Origin of the sequence: Bradyrhizobium sp. 160, from assembly GCF_023073735.1 — a bacterium.
Classification (GTDB): Bacteria; Pseudomonadota; Alphaproteobacteria; order Rhizobiales; family Xanthobacteraceae; genus Bradyrhizobium.
The window spans coordinates 40,410-56,662 of record NZ_JADPKD010000055.1; the positions used below are offsets into that span (position 1 = coordinate 40,410).

General features: G+C 64.7%; 13 protein-coding genes and 1 riboswitch. Of the genes, 6 read left to right on the forward strand and 7 right to left on the reverse strand.

Annotation, left to right across the window (positions count from 1 at the left end):
* Positions 1-102: 102 nt before the first annotated feature.
* Together IVA98_RS21970 and purQ are read right to left on the reverse strand one after the other, a co-directional pair.
* Positions 103-1,074, reverse strand: coding sequence for a tripartite tricarboxylate transporter substrate binding protein BugD (locus tag IVA98_RS21970; protein ID WP_247296549.1), 972 nt, complete (start codon positions 1,072-1,074; stop codon positions 103-105).
* Positions 1,071-1,772, reverse strand: coding sequence for a phosphoribosylformylglycinamidine synthase subunit PurQ (gene purQ / locus IVA98_RS21975; RefSeq protein WP_247296546.1), 702 nt, complete (start codon positions 1,770-1,772; stop codon positions 1,071-1,073). Before purQ ends, IVA98_RS21970 begins: the two co-directional genes overlap by 4 nt.
* Before the next feature lie 169 nt (positions 1,773-1,941).
* Between purQ and IVA98_RS21980 the strand changes: the two genes are divergently transcribed.
* The gene (locus tag IVA98_RS21980) at positions 1,942-2,958 is read left to right on the forward strand and encodes a magnesium and cobalt transport protein CorA (protein ID WP_247296544.1); all 1,017 of its coding nucleotides are present in this window, start codon (positions 1,942-1,944) and stop codon (positions 2,956-2,958) included.
* Between the two features lie 12 nt (positions 2,959-2,970).
* Here IVA98_RS21980 and purS read toward each other — a convergent pair whose 3' ends face one another.
* On the reverse strand, positions 2,971-3,210 hold the full coding sequence (purS, locus tag IVA98_RS21985) for a phosphoribosylformylglycinamidine synthase subunit PurS (protein WP_247355510.1): 240 nt from the start codon (positions 3,208-3,210) through the stop codon (positions 2,971-2,973).
* 15 nt (positions 3,211-3,225) lie between these two features.
* A complete protein-coding gene (purC, locus tag IVA98_RS21990) occupies positions 3,226-3,993 on the reverse strand; it encodes a phosphoribosylaminoimidazolesuccinocarboxamide synthase (RefSeq protein WP_173015815.1) in 768 nt (255 codons plus the stop codon).
* A 310-nt stretch (positions 3,994-4,303) separates the two neighbouring features.
* On the opposite strand from purC, the gene IVA98_RS21995 reads away from it, so the two are divergent.
* On the forward strand, positions 4,304-4,627 hold the full coding sequence (locus tag IVA98_RS21995) for a DUF1476 domain-containing protein (protein ID WP_247355511.1): 324 nt from the start codon (positions 4,304-4,306) through the stop codon (positions 4,625-4,627).
* A 75-nt stretch (positions 4,628-4,702) separates the two neighbouring features.
* Here IVA98_RS21995 and cynS read toward each other — a convergent pair whose 3' ends face one another.
* A complete protein-coding gene (gene cynS / locus IVA98_RS22000; protein ID WP_247296540.1) occupies positions 4,703-5,191 on the reverse strand; it encodes a cyanase in 489 nt (162 codons plus the stop codon).
* A gap of 269 nt (positions 5,192-5,460) precedes the next feature.
* Positions 5,461-6,669 (reverse strand): TrmJ/YjtD family RNA methyltransferase, encoded by a 1,209-nt coding sequence (locus IVA98_RS22005; protein WP_247355512.1) that lies wholly within the window; start codon positions 6,667-6,669, stop codon positions 5,461-5,463.
* A gap of 336 nt (positions 6,670-7,005) precedes the next feature.
* On the opposite strand from IVA98_RS22005, the gene IVA98_RS22010 reads away from it, so the two are divergent.
* Positions 7,006-8,220, forward strand: a complete 1,215-nt coding sequence (locus IVA98_RS22010) for an NADP-dependent isocitrate dehydrogenase (protein WP_247280674.1) — start codon at positions 7,006-7,008, stop codon at positions 8,218-8,220.
* A gap of 180 nt (positions 8,221-8,400) precedes the next feature.
* On the opposite strand, the gene alaS is transcribed toward IVA98_RS22010, so the two are convergent.
* Entirely contained in the window at positions 8,401-11,079 is a 2,679-nt protein-coding gene (gene alaS / locus IVA98_RS22015) for an alanine--tRNA ligase (RefSeq protein WP_247296535.1), read from the reverse strand.
* Between the two features lie 235 nt (positions 11,080-11,314).
* Positions 11,315-11,405, forward strand: a riboswitch (glycine riboswitch).
* 146 nt (positions 11,406-11,551) lie between these two features.
* Here alaS and gcvT point away from each other — a divergent pair.
* The 3 genes from gcvT (at position 11,552) to gcvP (ending at position 16,121) form a co-directional block, all read left to right on the forward strand.
* The gene (gene gcvT / locus IVA98_RS22020) at positions 11,552-12,700 is read left to right on the forward strand and encodes a glycine cleavage system aminomethyltransferase GcvT (protein WP_247296534.1); all 1,149 of its coding nucleotides are present in this window, start codon (positions 11,552-11,554) and stop codon (positions 12,698-12,700) included.
* Between the two features lie 10 nt (positions 12,701-12,710).
* Positions 12,711-13,079: a glycine cleavage system protein GcvH gene (gene gcvH / locus IVA98_RS22025; protein WP_247296532.1), complete on the forward strand. Its 369-nt coding sequence runs from the start codon at positions 12,711-12,713 to the stop codon at positions 13,077-13,079.
* Between the two features lie 174 nt (positions 13,080-13,253).
* Complete coding sequence (gene gcvP, locus IVA98_RS22030; protein WP_247355550.1) at positions 13,254-16,121, forward strand: aminomethyl-transferring glycine dehydrogenase; 2,868 nt, start codon at positions 13,254-13,256, stop codon at positions 16,119-16,121.
* The last annotated feature ends 132 nt before the right edge of the window (positions 16,122-16,253 follow it).

A 16,253-nucleotide genomic window follows, 5' to 3' on the forward strand; every position in this document is an offset into this window, starting at 1 on the left:
ACCCCTCCTGATTGAGCTGACTTTCGGTCTGGCGCCACTGATGCGCAACCATAGCTGCGCCGCCTGCAAACAAATGAATGATTGTCGATCGAAGGCTGGCCGCTACTTGGCGTCGTCCGCGAGCATTTTCCGGTATTTTTCCACGTCGCGCGTCACGAGCTTTTGCAGCACTTCCGGCGTGTGCTCGTCGGGATCGGGCGCAACGGTCGAGAGGTCAGCGAAGCGCTTCTTCACCGCGTCGGATTCCACAGCCGTGCGCGCGGCGGCATTCAGCTTGGCGATCACGGCCGGCGGGGTGCCCTTGGGCGCGAACAGGCCGTTCCAGCCCTGCGCCTCGAATTCGGCTAGGCCGGCTTCGGCTGATGTCGGCAGATCGGGCAACGAGGCCAGCCGCACGGTCGAGCCGACCACGAGGCCCTTTACCAGCTTGTCGTTGATTGCCTGCGAGACGGAGGCGGCCGCATCGCAGACGCCGTCGATCTGGCCGCCGATCGCATCGGTCAGCGCGGGCGCGGCACCGCGATAGCCGACCAGCGTCGCGTCGATCCCGGCGGCGGTGACGAAGCTCTTGCAGATCAGATAGTTCGAGGAGCCGACGCCGGCATGGCCGAGATTGATCCTGCCTGGATTGGCCTTGACGTAGGCGATGAACTCTTTCAGGTCCTTGGCCGGAAAATCCTTGCGCACGGCGACGACGCCGAACGTCTTCGCCACCATGGCGATCGGCACGAACGATTCCGGCGTGAACGGCAGCTTTGGATAGATCGTGTAGGTCGCCGCGTTGGTGCCGGCATTGCCGATCGCGATGGTGTAGCCGTCGGGCTCGGCGCGGGAGGCGCGTGCCAGCGCCGTCGAGCCGCCGGCGCCGGCGACGTTCTCGATCACCATGGTCTGGCCGAGCGCGATGCCCATCTGCTCGGCCACGGTCCGCGCGATCACGTCCGAGGTGCCGCCGGCCGCGAACGGCACGATCATGGTGATTGGACGCTTGGGATAATCCTGCGCGAACGCAACGGTCGCGAACGACAGCGCCGCGAGCGCGGCGAGCGACCGCTTCAGCACGAACCAGATCACGCGGCTTTTTCCAGATGCTGGACGAGGCCGGCGAACAGGCCGCGGCCGTCAGTGCAGCCCATGATGTCTTCGACGTGGTTTTCCGGATGCGGCATCATGCCGAGCACGTTGCCCTTGTCGTTGACGATGCCGGCGATGGAATGCGCCGCGCCGTTGATGTTATGGGTCTCATCAACCACGCCCTCAGGGGAGCAGTAGCGATAGAGCACCCGCCCCTCGCCTTCGAGCCGCTTGATAGTCTCTTCGTCCGCCTCGTAATTGCCCTCGCCATGCGCGACGGGCACGCGGATCACCTGCCCGGCATTGTAGCCGCGGGTGAACGGCGTGTCGGAACGCTCGACCCGCAGATGCACGTCGTGGCAGATGAATTTCAGCCGCGCATTGCGCATCAAGACGCCCGGCAACAGGCCGGATTCGCAGAGGATCTGGAAACCGTTGCAGACGCCGAGCACGAGGCCGCCCTTGGCTGCATAGTCGCGCACCGCGTCCATTACGGGCGCGCGCGCCGCGATCGCGCCGCAGCGCAAATAGTCGCCATAGGAGAAGCCGCCCGGCACCACCACGAGGTCGGTGCCCGCAGGCAGTGAAGTCTCGGCGTGCCACACCATCGCGGGCTCGCGGCCGGAGATCAGCCTCAAGGCACGCGCCATGTCGCGCTCGCGGTTGATTCCGGGAAAGACGAGGATGGCGGCTTTCATGGCGTAAGGTTCCGACGGTGGCTGGAATCGAGATGGCAGGGAGGGCCAATTCGCCAAGAGACATAACGATTTGACGGGGATTTTACCAGTGCTAGCCTCGGCAAAGGGCCTTGTACACAGGCCATGGCCGCATGCGGTTTGGCCGCTCGAATTGCCCGGGATTGAAGCCATGAACGTCCCGTCGCTGTCCGCATCTCCTGCCGAACCGGTGTCCGCCGAGGGCGTCGTCGCGGCCGGCGCCTATGTCGACGGCCGCCGCGTTGCCAATATCGCCATCAGCGAGGCCTCGAGCTGGCGGGCCAAGCCCGGACACGTGGTCTGGATCGGCCTGCACGAACCCGACATGGCGCTCCTCGGCGCCGTGCAGAAGCAGTTCGATTTGCACGAGCTCGCCATCGAGGACGCCAACCACGCCCATCAGCGGCCCAAGATCGAGCAATATGGCGAGGCTCTGTTCATCGTCGCGCGCACCGCGCAATTGATCGAGGGCCGCATCGCCTTCGGCGAGACGCACATCTTCGTCGGCGAAGGCTATCTGGTGTCGGTGCGCCACGGCGCTTCGACCTCCTACACGCCGGTACGCGAACGCTGCGAAAGCTGCCCGCGGGCGCTGGCGCGCGGCGAGGATTACATCCTCTACGCCATCCTCGATTTCATCGTCGACAATTACTCGCCCGTGCTCGAAAGCATTCACGATGAAGTCGAGGCCATCGAGGACGACGTGCTCTCCAAGCCGATCAGCAAGGCGCAGATCGAGCGGCTTTACATGCTGCGCCGCGACCTGTTGCGGCTCAGGACCGCGATCGGCCCGCTGGTGGAGGTTTGCCGCCGGCTGGAGCACGACGAACTCGCCATGGTGCGCCAGGCCATGCAGCCGCTGTTCCGCGACGTCACGGACCACGTCCGCAACATCCAGGAGCGCATCGATTCCATGCGCGAGGTGCTGGCCTTCGCCTTCGAGGCGAGCCTGCTGGTCGGCCAGGCGCAGGAAACGGCGGTGTCCAAGAAGCTCGCCTCCTGGCTCGCGATCATCGCCATCCCGACTGCCCTCGCCGGCATCTACGGCATGAACTTCAAGCACATGCCGGAGCTGGAATGGGAATACGGCTATTACATGCTGCTCGGCGTGATGCTGACGGCATGCGGCGCGCTGTACTGGCGTTTTCGGCGTGTCGGGTGGCTGTGAGCGGCGCGCGCGTTAGACGATCTCGACCCGATAATTCTCGATCACGGTGTTCGCCAGCAGCTTGTCGGCGGCTTCCTTCAGCGCGGCTTCCGCCTTGCCCTTATCGGCGCCGGCGAGCTCGATGTCGAACACCTTGCCCTGCCGGACGCTGGCGATACCGTCGACGCCGAGCGACTTCAGCGCGCCTTCGATGGCCTTGCCTTGCGGATCGAGGATACCCGTTTTCAAGGTAACGGTAACACGTGCCTTCACGTCAAAGATCCTCTTTCAGCTTTTCACCAGCACCGGGCCGGAGCCCTGCGGACGCTCGTTCTCCATGAGGATGCCGAGGCGCTTTGCGACTTCGGTATAGGCCTCGAGCAGGCCGCCGAGATCCCTGCGGAAGCGGTCCTTGTCGAGCTTCTCGTTCGACTTGATGTCCCACAGACGGCAGGAGTCCGGCGAGATCTCGTCGGCGACGATGATCCGCATCATCTCGTTCTCGAACAGGCGCCCGCACTCCATCTTGAAGTCGACGAGGCGGATGCCGATGCCGAGGAAGAGCCCGGTGAGGAAATCGTTGACGCGGATGGCGAGCGCCATGATGTCGTCGATCTCCTGCGGCGTCGCCCAGCCGAACGCAGTGATGTGCTCTTCCGACACCATGGGGTCGTTGAGCTGGTCATTCTTGTAGTAGAACTCGATGATCGAACGGGGCAGTTGGGTGCCCTCCTCGATGCCGAGGCGCTGCGACAGCGAGCCGGCGGCAACGTTCCGCACCACCACTTCCAGCGGCACGATCTCGACCTCGCGAATCAACTGCTCGCGCATGTTGAGCCGGCGGATGAAATGGGTCGGCACCCCGATGTCGTTGAGGTGCTGAAACAGGTACTCCGAGATCCGGTTGTTGAGGACACCCTTGCCCTCGATCACCTGATGCTTTTTCGCATTGAACGCGGTGGCGTCATCCTTGAAGTGCTGGATCAGGGTACCGGGCTCCGGGCCTTCATAGAGAACCTTTGCCTTGCCTTCATAAATGCGACGCCGACGGCTCATTGGGATGTACCGTGTTTTGTTGAAATCCATGAATCTGGTGTGCTCCGGTTGACTAGGATTACGACCCACAGCGGAGCTGCCGTGAACGGCCTGGAACCTCTGGAAACAGAACAGGAACCAAACCTTCAGGCAACCTATCCGATTGGCTGTCCCAGCACAATCGATCCGGTCCATCCGACGCCGACTTATACCGCCTTGACTGCGGCTTAACGGCCCGTTGTTTTGCCGATATGTGCTATCTATGTAGGCATGCAGTCGGGGCGCCGCAACGGAAGGCTCCCGCTCCATTCAGAGGGATTTGGAACAAGGCATGAGCGAGTTCGACAAGCGGCAGGAAGGTTTCGAGAAGAAGTTCGCCCTCGACGAGGAGCAGAAATTCAAGGCAGAGGCCCGTCGCAACCGGCTGCTCGGCCTGTGGGCGGCGGAAAAGCTCGGCATCACCAGCGATGCCGCCACTGCCTATGCCAAGGAGGTGGTCGCGGCGGATTTCGAGGAGGCCGGCGATGCCGACGTCCTGCGCAAGATCATGGCCGATTTCGCCGCCAAGAACGTCACCGTCACCGAGCAAACGATTCGCGCCAAGATGAGCGAATTGCTCGCGGTGGCGGCCGCCGAGGTGAAGGCGGGGAAATAAAATAGGCGAATAGGGAGTGGCGAATGGCGAATTGGGCGTCCCCATTCGCTACTCGCAATTCGCCACTCGCCTCTATCACTCCTCCCTAAATCCGTATTCCGGCACGTTGCCGCTGGCGCCGTAATATTTGTACGGCAGGAACTTGCCGCTCATAGTGATCTTGACGCGGTCGCCCTTCGGGTTCGCAACGCGCTCGATTCCCATGTCGAAGTCGATCGCCGACATGATGCCGTCGCCGAACTCTTCCTCGATCAGCGCCTTCCAGGCCGGGCCGTTCACCATCACCATCTCGTAGAAGCGGTAGATCAGGGGATCGGTCGGCGGCATCGGCGTGCCGGTGCCGCGCATCGGCACCTCGTTGAGCATCGCAACTTCCGCCTTCGACAGACCGAACAGCTCGCCGGCGTTGGCGGCCTGCGGTTTTGTCAATTTCATCTGGCCGAGGATCGCGCCCGTAATCAGCACTTCGGAATAGCCGCCGATCTTCTCGCAGATGTATTTCCAGCTCCAGCCCTTTTCGCGCTTGATGTCGAGCAGCTTTTCGGTGAGGTCTTCGCGTTTCATGCCAGGGTCTCCTTTTGGTTCGGCATCGTGCCGGCCTGCCGCTTTGGGAGGCACGAAGCGTGCCAATAAATGAGGCTAGCGCTTCACACCGGCGCCTCGCCTCGTGACGGCAAAGTCCGAGAACTGCCCGACCGCCCGCTCGTCGATGATGTCCCTCCCCGCGCGTTCTCCAGCGTCTGCGACAAGAGCAACGTTATCGCGAAGACACTGCTCGACGAAGGCAGCCAATAGTCTTCATTCGACGGTGGCACCCAGTCTGAGGTTACCTGCTACGAAGCGCTCGATCCTTCCGACATCATTCCCTGCAGCCGCACCAGCTCCGCCTCCATATCACGCTCCACATCGGCCGTCCGGATCTCCAGCACGCGATAATCCCGCGCCTCGAGCCAAGCCCGCCGCGACGCGCGATCTGCCGCGATGGCTTCCCCCTCGCCCGCGTTGACGAGCTCGATCGCGATCCGGTGCGGGAACGAGACGAAGTCGGGAATGTGCCGCCCCACCGGGGTCTGGCGCTTGAACTGGCCGGCGAAGCGGCGGTCGCGGGTCAGCGCCTGCCACAGCAGGCGCTCGGCGTCGGTCGGGTTGCGGCGGAGCAGGCGCGCGAGCCCGCGCACAGTCGAGCCGCTGTCAGGCACGCTGCCGCCCTGCCCGTGCTCGGCCAAGAGCGCGCGCAGGCGCGTCGCCTGCTCGCCGTCGAGCACGCCGCCCTTGGCCGGGCCCTTGCGGCCTTCCGCGATCGCCATCACCACGCCGTGCAGCGTGTGCATGTCCTGCTTGGTCGGCTCCATCCGGGTGAAGATGTTGCGCAGGTTCACCAGCATGGTGTCGCGCTTCTCGGCCGGGCGCAGGAATTCGACCTTGTCGAGCTCGCGCACGAGGTTGTCGAAGAAGGCCTGCATCTGGTGCTGCGAGGCGCGCTCGGAGCGCTCGGGCATGCCGTGCGGCAGTTCGCCTGACGTGGCGCGCTTGAACCATTCATAGCCGACCAGCAGCACGGCCTGGGCGAGGTTGAGCGAGGCAAAGCCAGGATTGACCGGGAAGGTGATGATACGGTTGGCGAGCCCGACCTCCTCGTTGGTGAGGCCCCAGCGCTCCCGGCCGAACAGGATACCAGCCTTGCCCTCTGTGGCGATGTGACCCGAGATCTCGGCCGCTGCCGCCTCCGGCCCGACCACCGGCTTGGCCTGGTCGTGGGCGCGCGCCGTGGTGGCGAACAACAGATCGAGATCGGCGACGGCCTCTTCCACCGTCGCAAACAGTTTGGCCTTTTCCAGAATGTGGTCGGCGCCGGCCGCGGCGCGCTGCGCGGCGATGTTGGGCCAGCCGTCGCGGGGATTGACGATGCGCAAGGCGGCAAGCGCAAAATTGCCCATGGCGCGCGCGGCCATGCCGATGTTTTCCCCGAGCTGCGGCTCGACCAGGATCACGATGGGGCCGTCGAGGGAAAGCCCCGCTTTGCTCTTGTCAGTCCCCGACATCTCACTTCGCTTTCACGCTGTCTCTCAAGGCCTTGCAGAGGCCGCTTCAGGAGTTGATTCAGGCCGGCCCAGCGGACCGGCCGCATCGCCGCTTGTCGTTTGCCTGTCCTGACAGAATTCTCAAGGGAAATAACGGGTTGGATTCGACTTTTGAATCTCGCCTGGAACGTCAGTCCCCGCCCGGCCGGGAGCCGGCTGCCGCTTCCCATCTGCGGAAGCTGGATGGGCTAAAAGTGCATAATCCCTTGGCTTTCGCCCGCCGCGCGGCGGTGCTAAGAGGCGCCGGATATACCCGTGGCGCGCCCAAAGCGCCGTTTCCAAGAGGCTTCCCCGATCATGGCAAAAATCAAGGTATCCAATCCCGTCGTCGAACTCGATGGCGACGAGATGACCCGGATCATCTGGCAGTACATCAAGGACAAGCTGATCAACCCGTTCCTTGACGTCGAGCTGCTCTATTTCGACCTGGGGATGGAATACCGCGACCACACCAACGATCAGGTCACCATCGACGCCGCCGAGGCGATCAAGAAGGTCGGCGTCGGCGTCAAATGCGCCACCATCACCCCTGATGAAGCCCGGGTGAAGGAGTTCAATCTCAAGCAGATGTGGAAGTCGCCGAACGGCACCATCCGCAACATCCTCGGCGGCGTGATCTTCCGCGAGCCGATCATCTGCAAGAACGTGCCGCGTCTCGTTCCCGGCTGGACCAAGCCGATCATCATCGGCCGCCACGCCTATGGCGATCAGTACCGCGCCACGGACATCAAGTTCCCGGGCAAGGGCACCCTCTCGCTGAAGTTCGTCGGCGAGGACGGTACCGTGATCGAGAAGGAAGTGTTCAAGGCACCGGGCGCCGGCGTCGCCATGGAGATGTACAATCTCGACGACTCCATCATCGACTTCGCCCGCGCCTCCTTCAATTACGGCCTGCTGCGCGGCTACCCCGTCTATCTGTCGACCAAGAACACCATTCTGAAAGTCTATGACGGCCGCTTCAAAGACATCTTCCAGGACATCTTCGACCGCGAGTTCAAGAAGGAATTCGACGCCAAGGGCCTGACCTACGAGCACCGCCTGATCGACGACATGGTGGCCTCGGCGCTGAAATGGTCCGGCGGCTATGTCTGGGCCTGTAAGAATTACGATGGCGACGTGCAGTCCGACACGGTTGCGCAGGGCTACGGCTCGCTCGGCCTGATGACCTCGGTGCTGCTCACCCCCGACGGCAAGACGGTGGAAGCCGAAGCCGCCCACGGCACGGTGACCCGCCACTACCGCGAGCACCAGAAGGGCAAGGAGACCTCGACCAATTCCATCGCCTCGATCTTCGCCTGGACGCGCGGCCTGTCGCATCGCGCCAAGCTCGACAACAATGCCGAGCTCGCCAAGTTCGCGAACACACTGGAGAAGGTCTGCGTCGACACCGTCGAAGCCGGCTACATGACCAAGGATCTCGCGCTCTTGGTCGGCGCCGACCAGCGCTGGCTCTCGACCACCGGCTTCCTCGACAAGGTCGCCGAGAACCTCACGAAGGCGCTGGCAGCGTAAGCCGGCGTCTCGCCTCAACCGTCATTGCGAGCGAAGCGAAGCGATCCAGACTGTCTCCACGGCGGACACTGGATTGCTTCGTCGCATCAGCGCAAATTTGCTCTGCAATTTTGTCGCGAGCTCCTCGCAACGACGAGACCTGTGCCCGAGGAAGCATCATGCGGGGGGGGACACGGGGTTTTAAGCGCCTGCCATCGCCTTTTCGATCGCCGAGAGCGCCGCGGCCGCATTGGCGCCGTCAGGGCCGCCGGCCTGCGCCATGTCGGGCCGGCCGCCGCCGCCCTTGCCACCGAGCGCTTCGGACGCGATGCGCACCAAGTTCACGGCGTTGAAGCGCGCGGTCAGATCCTGTGTCACGCCGACCACGACACCGGCCTTGCCGTCCTCGGTGACGCCGACGATAGCGACGACGCCGGAGCCGATCTGCTTCTTGCCGTCGTCGGCAAGGCTCTTGAGATCCTTCATCTCGATGCCCTCGACCGCGCGCGCCATCAGCTTGACGTCGCCGACCTCGCGCACGCCCGCCGCCGCGCCGTTGCTCGATGACGCGCCGCCGCCCATCGCGAGCTTCTTGCGTGCGTCGGAGAGCTCGCGCTCGAGCTTCTTGCGTTCCTCCATCAGCGCGGCGATGCGCGCCGGCACGTCGTCGATGGAGGTGCGCAGCTCGTTCGCCGCAATCTTCGCCAGCGCCATGGTGTCATTGGCGTGCTTGCGCGCATAATTGCCGGTCAGCGCCTCGATGCGGCGCACGCCTGAGGCGACCGCGCTCTCGCTCGTGAGCGTGATCAGACCGATGTCGCCGGTCCGCTTCACATGCGTGCCGCCGCAGAGCTCGACCGACCAGCCGAGCGTGTTGGCGCCGCGCTCGCGTGCGGTCCTGCCCATCGAGACGACGCGGACCTCGTCGCCATATTTCTCGCCGAACAGGGCGCGCGCCCCCGCCTCACGGGCTTCATCGACGCCCATGATACGCGTGGTGACCTCGTCGTTCTCCAGCACCACGTCGTTGGCGATGTCCTCGACGCGGGCGAGTTCCTCCGCCGTGATCGGCTTCGGATGCACGAAGTCGAAGCGCAGCCGGTCGGGCGCGACCATCGAGCCGCGCTGAGCGATGTGGTCGCCGAGCACCTGGCGCAGCGCCTCGTGGAGGAGGTGCGTCGCCGAGTGGTGGGCGCGGATCGACGCACGACGCGAATGATCCACCTCGAGCTGGAGCGCGGTGCCGAGCTTCACTTCGCCGCTCTCGACCGTGCCGATATGGACGAAGAGATCGCCGAGCTTCTTCTGCGTGTCGGTGATGCGGACCTTGATGCCGCCCTCGCCGAGCAGCACGCCGGTGTCGCCGACCTGGCCGCCGGATTCCGCATAGAACGGTGTCTGGTTCAGCACGATCGCGCCGGTCTCGCCGGCCTTGAGGCTGCCCGCCTCCTTGCCGTCCTTGACCAGCGCGGAAACCACGCCTTCGGCGCTCTCGGTCTCGTAGCCGAGGAATTCGGTCGCACCCAGCTTCTCACGCAGCGGGAACCAGATCGCTTCGGAAGCCGCCTCGCCAGAACCCTTCCAGGACTCGCGCGCCTTGGCCTTCTGACGCTCCATCGCATCAGAGAACGCCGCCTGGTCGACGCCGATACCGCGCGACTTCAGCGCGTCCTGCGTCAGGTCCAGCGGGAAGCCGTAGGTATCGTACAGCGTGAAGGCGACGTCGCCGTCGAACATGTCGCCCTTCTTCAAGGACGCGCTCTTCTCATCGAGGATGGCAAGTCCGCGCGACAGCGTCTTGCGGAAGCGGGTCTCTTCCAGCCGCAGCGTCTCCTCGATCAGCTTCTCTGCGCGGACCAGTTCCGGAAGGGCCTGGCCCATCTCGCGCACCAGCGCCCAGACCAGGCGATGCATTAGCGGTTCTTTCGCGCCCAAAAGCTGGGCATGGCGCATCGCGCGGCGCATGATCCGGCGCAGCACATAGCCGCGGCCCTCGTTCGAGGGCAGCACGCCGTCGGAGATGAGGAAGGCCGAGGAGCGCAGATGGTCGGCGATGACCCGGAACGAGGCGACGGTCTGCTCGTTCGGCCCGCTGCCGAGTGCGGACGCCGCCGCGTCGATCAAATTGCGGAACAGGTCGGTCTCGAACACGCTCTCGACGCCCTGGAGAATGCAGGCCATGCGCTCCAGGCCCATGCCGGTGTCGATCGAGGGACGCGGCAAGCCCACGCGCTCCTCCTTCGTCACCTGCTCGTACTGCATGAAGACGAGATTCCAGAATTCGAGGAAGCGGTCGCCGTCCTCCTCGGGCGAGCCCGGAGGCCCGCCCCAGATGTGCTCGCCGCGGTCGATGAAGATCTCCGAGCACGGGCCGCACGGGCCGGTGTCGCCCATCGCCCAGAAATTGTCCGAAGTCGGAATCCGGATGATGCGGTCGTCGGAGAAGTCGGCGATCTTCTTCCACAGGCCCGCCGCCTCGTCGTCGGTGTGGTAGACCGTGACGAGCAGCTTGTCCTTCTTCAGCCCGAACTCGCTGGTGATCAGTTTCCAGGCGAGCTCGATCGCGCGCTCCTTGAAATAGTCGCCGAACGAGAAGTTGCCGAGCATCTCGAAGAAGGTGAGATGGCGCGCGGTGTAGCCGACATTGTCGAGGTCGTTGTGCTTGCCGCCGGCGCGCACGCATTTCTGCGAGGTGGTGGCGCGCTGATAGGGCCGCTTCTCGACGCCGGTGAAGACGTTCTTGAACTGCACCATGCCGGCATTGGTGAACATCAAGGTCGGATCGTTGCGCGGCACGAGTGGCGAGGACGGCACAATCTCGTGGCCGTTCTCGGCAAAGAAGTTCAAAAAGGTCGACCTGATCTCGTTGACGCCGCTCATGTTCATCCAATCGGGTATGCTTGGGCCCGCTTCTCGCCATCCAAACAGACGCTAAAGGCTGATATCTGCGGGCCAAAGCGCTTTTAGACAAGGCCAGCTTCGCTGTCCAGAAACTGTGCAAGGAGATGTGCAAGCAGATCAGTAGGTTGCCGCGGTCGCGCAATCCCGGTTGAAAGCCGATGCCGGCCGCGTTGACAGGCTTGGCCAGGCTGTGGTCTTTACATATCTCTATCGTACGGCCACGTCGGGAGAGACCGGCTTTAGGCAGCCGGCGCCGAAGGAGCAACCGCCCCGGAAACTCTCAGGCAAAAGGACCGCGTGGCTTTGACGACATCTGGAAAGAGGCGCCGACGGGGTTAAGACCCGGACAGCGTCCGCCGACGGGATAATACTCTCAGGCACAGCGACAGATGGGGCTTCGATGGGTTGCTGCCGGGGAATCGTCCCCGGGGAACCGCCGAGGGCCCCTGTAATGCCTGCACCCGACGACCACGATTCCCTCCGACACACCCCGCTCCACGCCCTGCATGTGTCCCTGGGCGGCAAGATGGTGCCGTTCGCGGGCTATGACATGCCCGTGCAGTACCCCGCGGGCGTGCTGAAGGAGCATCTCCACACCCGCGCCTCCGCGGGCCTGTTCGACGTCTCCCACATGGGACAGATCGCGCTCCGGCCGAAATCCGGCAAGGTCGAGGACGCCGCCCGCGCGCTGGAGCGGCTGGTGCCGCAGGATATCCTGGCGATTGCACCGGGACGGCAGCGCTACGCCCAGTTCACCAATGCGGATGGCGGCATCCTTGACGATCTGATGGTTGCCAATTTCGGCGACCACCTGTTCCTGGTCGTCAACGCCGCCTGCAAGGACGCGGACGAGGCGCATCTGCGCGCGCATCTCTCCGACGACTGCGTGATCGATCCGCTGGACGGCCGCGCGCTGATCGCGCTCCAGGGCCCGAAGGCGGAAACGGCGCTGGCGAAATGGTGTGCAGAGGCGCCGTCCATGAAATTCATGGATGCCGGCCCGCGCGAGGTCGCCGGCCTCCCCTGTTTCGTCTCGCGCTCGGGCTATACCGGCGAGGACGGGTTCGAGATTTCCGTGCCCGCCGGCGATGCCGAGCGGCTCGCCAGGACGCTGCTCGAAAACCCGGACGTGATGCCGATCGGGCTCGGGGCCCGCGACAGCCTGCGGCTGGAGGCCGGGCTCTGTCTCTACGGCCACGACATCGACACCACGACCACGCCGGTCGAAGCCGAGCTGGAATGGTCGGTGCAGAAGAGCCGCCGCAGCGGTGGGACGCGCGCCGGCGGCTTCCCCGGCGCTGAGAAGATTCTCGCCCATTTCGACCAGGGTGCATCCCGCCGCCGCGTCGGCCTGCGCACTGAGGGACGCGCGCCGGTGCGGGAGGGCGCGCTGCTGTTTGCGGATGCGACGGCGGGCGAGCCGATCGGCAAGGTTACATCGGGCGGCTTCGGCCCGAGCCTGAATGCGCCGGTGGCGATGGGCTATGTGCCCACGCGCCAGAGCGCGCTCGGCACCAAGCTGTTCGCCGAGGTGCGCAGCCAGCGCCTAGCCGTCGAGGTCGCCGCCATGCCCTTCGTGAAAAACACCTACAAACGCTGAGGATTCGACAATGACCACGACGCTGTACACCTCCGACCACGAATGGCTCGCCATCGAGGGCGACATCGCCACCGTCGGCATCACCGATTACGCGCAGCAGCAGCTCGGCGACGTCGTGTTTGTCGAGCTGCCCAAGATCGGCCGCATGCTGAAGAAGGCGGAAGCCGCCGCGGTCGTGGAATCCGTCAAGGCCGCCTCTGACGTCTACGCGCCCGTTACGGGCGAGGTGCTCGAGACCAATCCCGCACTCGCGGCCGAGCCCGCGCTGGTGAACACGGATGCGCAGGGCGCGGCCTGGTTCTTCAAGATCAAGATTGCCGACAGAAACGAGCTCGGCGGCCTCATGGATGACGCTGCGTACAAAGCGCATACGGCGTGAGATGAAGCAAGTAGCCGCCTCACACTCACTGTCATGCCTCGCGAAGGCGGGACATCCAGTCGACGGAGCCGCTTCGGCTAGAGCCGAGGGGCCACGGCGTACTGGATCGTCCGCCCCTGTGCGCAAGTGCGCACAAGACGGACGATGACAGCAACTCCTAGCGAGGACCCTATGATGACCGCGCACCGCAAATCCAACGGCGACACCGCCGCCAACTTCGTTCGCCGCCACATTGGCCCCTCGACGCGCGACGTCACCGCAATGCTCGAGGCCGTCAGCGCCAAAAGCGTTGATGCGCTGATGGGGGAGACGCTGCCGGCCTCGATCCGGCAGGCCGCCCCGCTCGATCTCGGCAAAGCCTTGAGCGAAACCGAGGCGATCGCGCATATGGGCGAGCTCGCGCGGCAGAACAAGGTCTTCACCTCGCTGATCGGCCAGGGCTATTCCGGCACGATCCTGCCCGCGGTGATCCAGCGCAACATCCTGGAGAATCCGGCCTGGTACACGGCGTATACGCCCTACCAGCCCGAAATCAGCCAGGGCCGGCTCGAGGCGCTGCTCAATTTCCAGACCATGATCTGCGACCTCACCGGGCTCGACGTTGCCAACGCCTCGCTGCTCGACGAGGCGACCGCGGCGGCCGAAGCCATGGCGCTCGCCGAGCGGCACTCACAGGTGAAGGCAAAAGCCTTCTTCGTCGACAAGGACGTGCATCCGCAGACGCTCGCGGTGATGCGCACCCGCGCCGAGCCGCTCGGCTGGAGCCTGATCGTCGGCGATCCCCTCACCGATCTCGCTAAGAGTGACGTGCTAGGTGCGCTGCTGCAATATCCGGGCTCGTCGGGCGCGGTGCGGGACCTGCGTCCCGCGATCGCGACACTGCGCGCCAAGGGCGCGCTCGCGATCGTCGCCGCCGATCTGCTGGCACTGACGCTGCTCGCCTCGCCCGGCGAGCTAGGGGCCGACATCGCGATCGGCTCGGCGCAGCGCTTTGGCGTGCCGATGGGCTATGGCGGACCGCATGCGGCCTATATGGCGGTGCGCGACGCGCTGAAGCGCTCGCTGCCCGGCCGCATCGTCGGCCTCTCCGTGGATTCGCGCGGGATGCCGGCCTATCGCCTCGCCCTCCAGACCCGCGAGCAGCACATCCGCCGCGAGAAGGCGACTTCCAACATCTGCACCGCGCAGGTGCTCCTCGCCGTGATCGCCTCGATGTACGCGGTCTATCACGGCCCCGAGGGCCTGACGCAGATCGCGCAAGATGTGCATCGCCGCGCGACCGTGCTCGCCACCGGCCTGCGCAGGCTCGGCTTTGCGCTCCAGTCGGAGACCTTCTTCGACACGCTCAGCGTCGATGCTGGCGCCAAGCGTGCCGAGATCATTGCGCGCGCGACCGCCGAGACAATCAATCTCGGCATCAGTGAAACCGCGCTTCGCATTGCGCTCGACGAGACCACGACGCCTGCAACGGTGGAAGCGGTTTGGCGCGCCTTCGGCGGCACACTCGCCTATGCCGAGATCGACGCCGAGACGCGCGAGGCGCTGCCGGACGACTTGAAGCGCACGACCGCTTTCCTCACCCATCCGGTGTTCCATGCGCATCGCTCGGAGACCGAGATGCTGCGCTACATGCGCAAGCTCAGTGATCGCGACCTCGCGCTCGACCGCGCGATGATTCCGCTGGGATCCTGCACCATGAAGCTGAACGCGACCACCGAGATGATGCCGCTGACCTGGCCGGAGTTTGCGACGCTGCACCCGTTCGCCCCGCGCGAGCAGGCCGCCGGCTATCACGCGCTGTTCGCGCGGCTTGAAAAGTGGCTGTGCGACATCACCGGCTATGACGCGATCTCACTGCAGCCGAATTCCGGCGCGCAAGGCGAATATGCCGGGCTGCTCGCGATCCGCGGCTATCATGCCGCGCGCGGACAGAGCCACCGCAAGATCTGCCTGATCCCCTCCTCCGCTCATGGCACCAACCCGGCCTCGGCCGCGATGGTCGGCATGGACGTGGTGGTGGTCGCCTGCGAGAAGAACGGCGACGTCGACGTTGGTGATCTCCGCGCCAAGGCCGAGAAACATTCGAACGACCTCGCCGCTGTGATGATCACCTATCCCTCGACGCATGGCGTGTTCGAAGAGCACATCCGCGAGATTTGTGACATCGTCCATGGCCATGGCGGCCAGGTGTATCTCGACGGCGCCAACCTCAACGCGCAGGTCGGGCTGTCACGGCCCGGCGATTACGGCGCCGATGTCAGCCACCTCAACCTGCACAAGACCTTCTGCATCCCGCATGGCGGCGGCGGCCCCGGCATGGGCCCGATCGGCGTAAGAGCACATCTCGCCCCGTTCCTGCCCGGCCATCCCGCGACCAAGGCGGATGCACCGGTCGGCCCGGTGTCGGCCGCGCCGTTCGGCTCGGCCTCGATCCTCACGATCTCCTACATCTATATCTTGATGATGGGCGGCGAAGGGTTGAAGCGCGCGACCGAGATTGCGATCCTCAACGCCAATTACATCGCGGCAAGGCTCGATCCGCACTTCCCGGTGCTCTACAAGAACGCCAAGGGCCGTGTCGCGCATGAGTGCATCGTCGATCCCCGGCCGCTAAAGACGACCTCAGGCGTCACCGTCGACGACATCGCAAAACGCCTGATCGATTATGGCTTCCACGCGCCGACCATGAGCTTCCCGGTGCCGGGCACACTGATGATCGAGCCGACCGAGTCGGAATCGAAGGCGGAGCTGGACCGCTTCTGCGACACCATGATCGCGATCCGGAAGGAGATCGCCGAGGTCGAAGCCGGCCGCTTCAAGATCGAGGCCTCGCCGCTGCGCCACGCCCCGCACACCGTGCACGATATCGCCGATGATGCATGGAATCGCGCCTACACCCGCAGCGAGGGCTGCTTCCCCGCGGGCACCTCGCGCAGCGACAAGTACTGGAGCCCGGTGGGGCGCGTCGACAACGTCTATGGCGACCGTAACCTCGTATGCTCCTGCCCGCCGGTGAGCGATTATGCGGAAGCCGCGGAGTAGCGGCTTACGGCGCGATCAACGAACGGGCATCGGCGTCCCAACGCCAGAGCCGTTCGTTGGTCAGCTCGGTACCACCCCACCAACGTGTGAGCGGGTTGTGGCGCCACAAATCGTCTTCGCGGGCTACAAGTG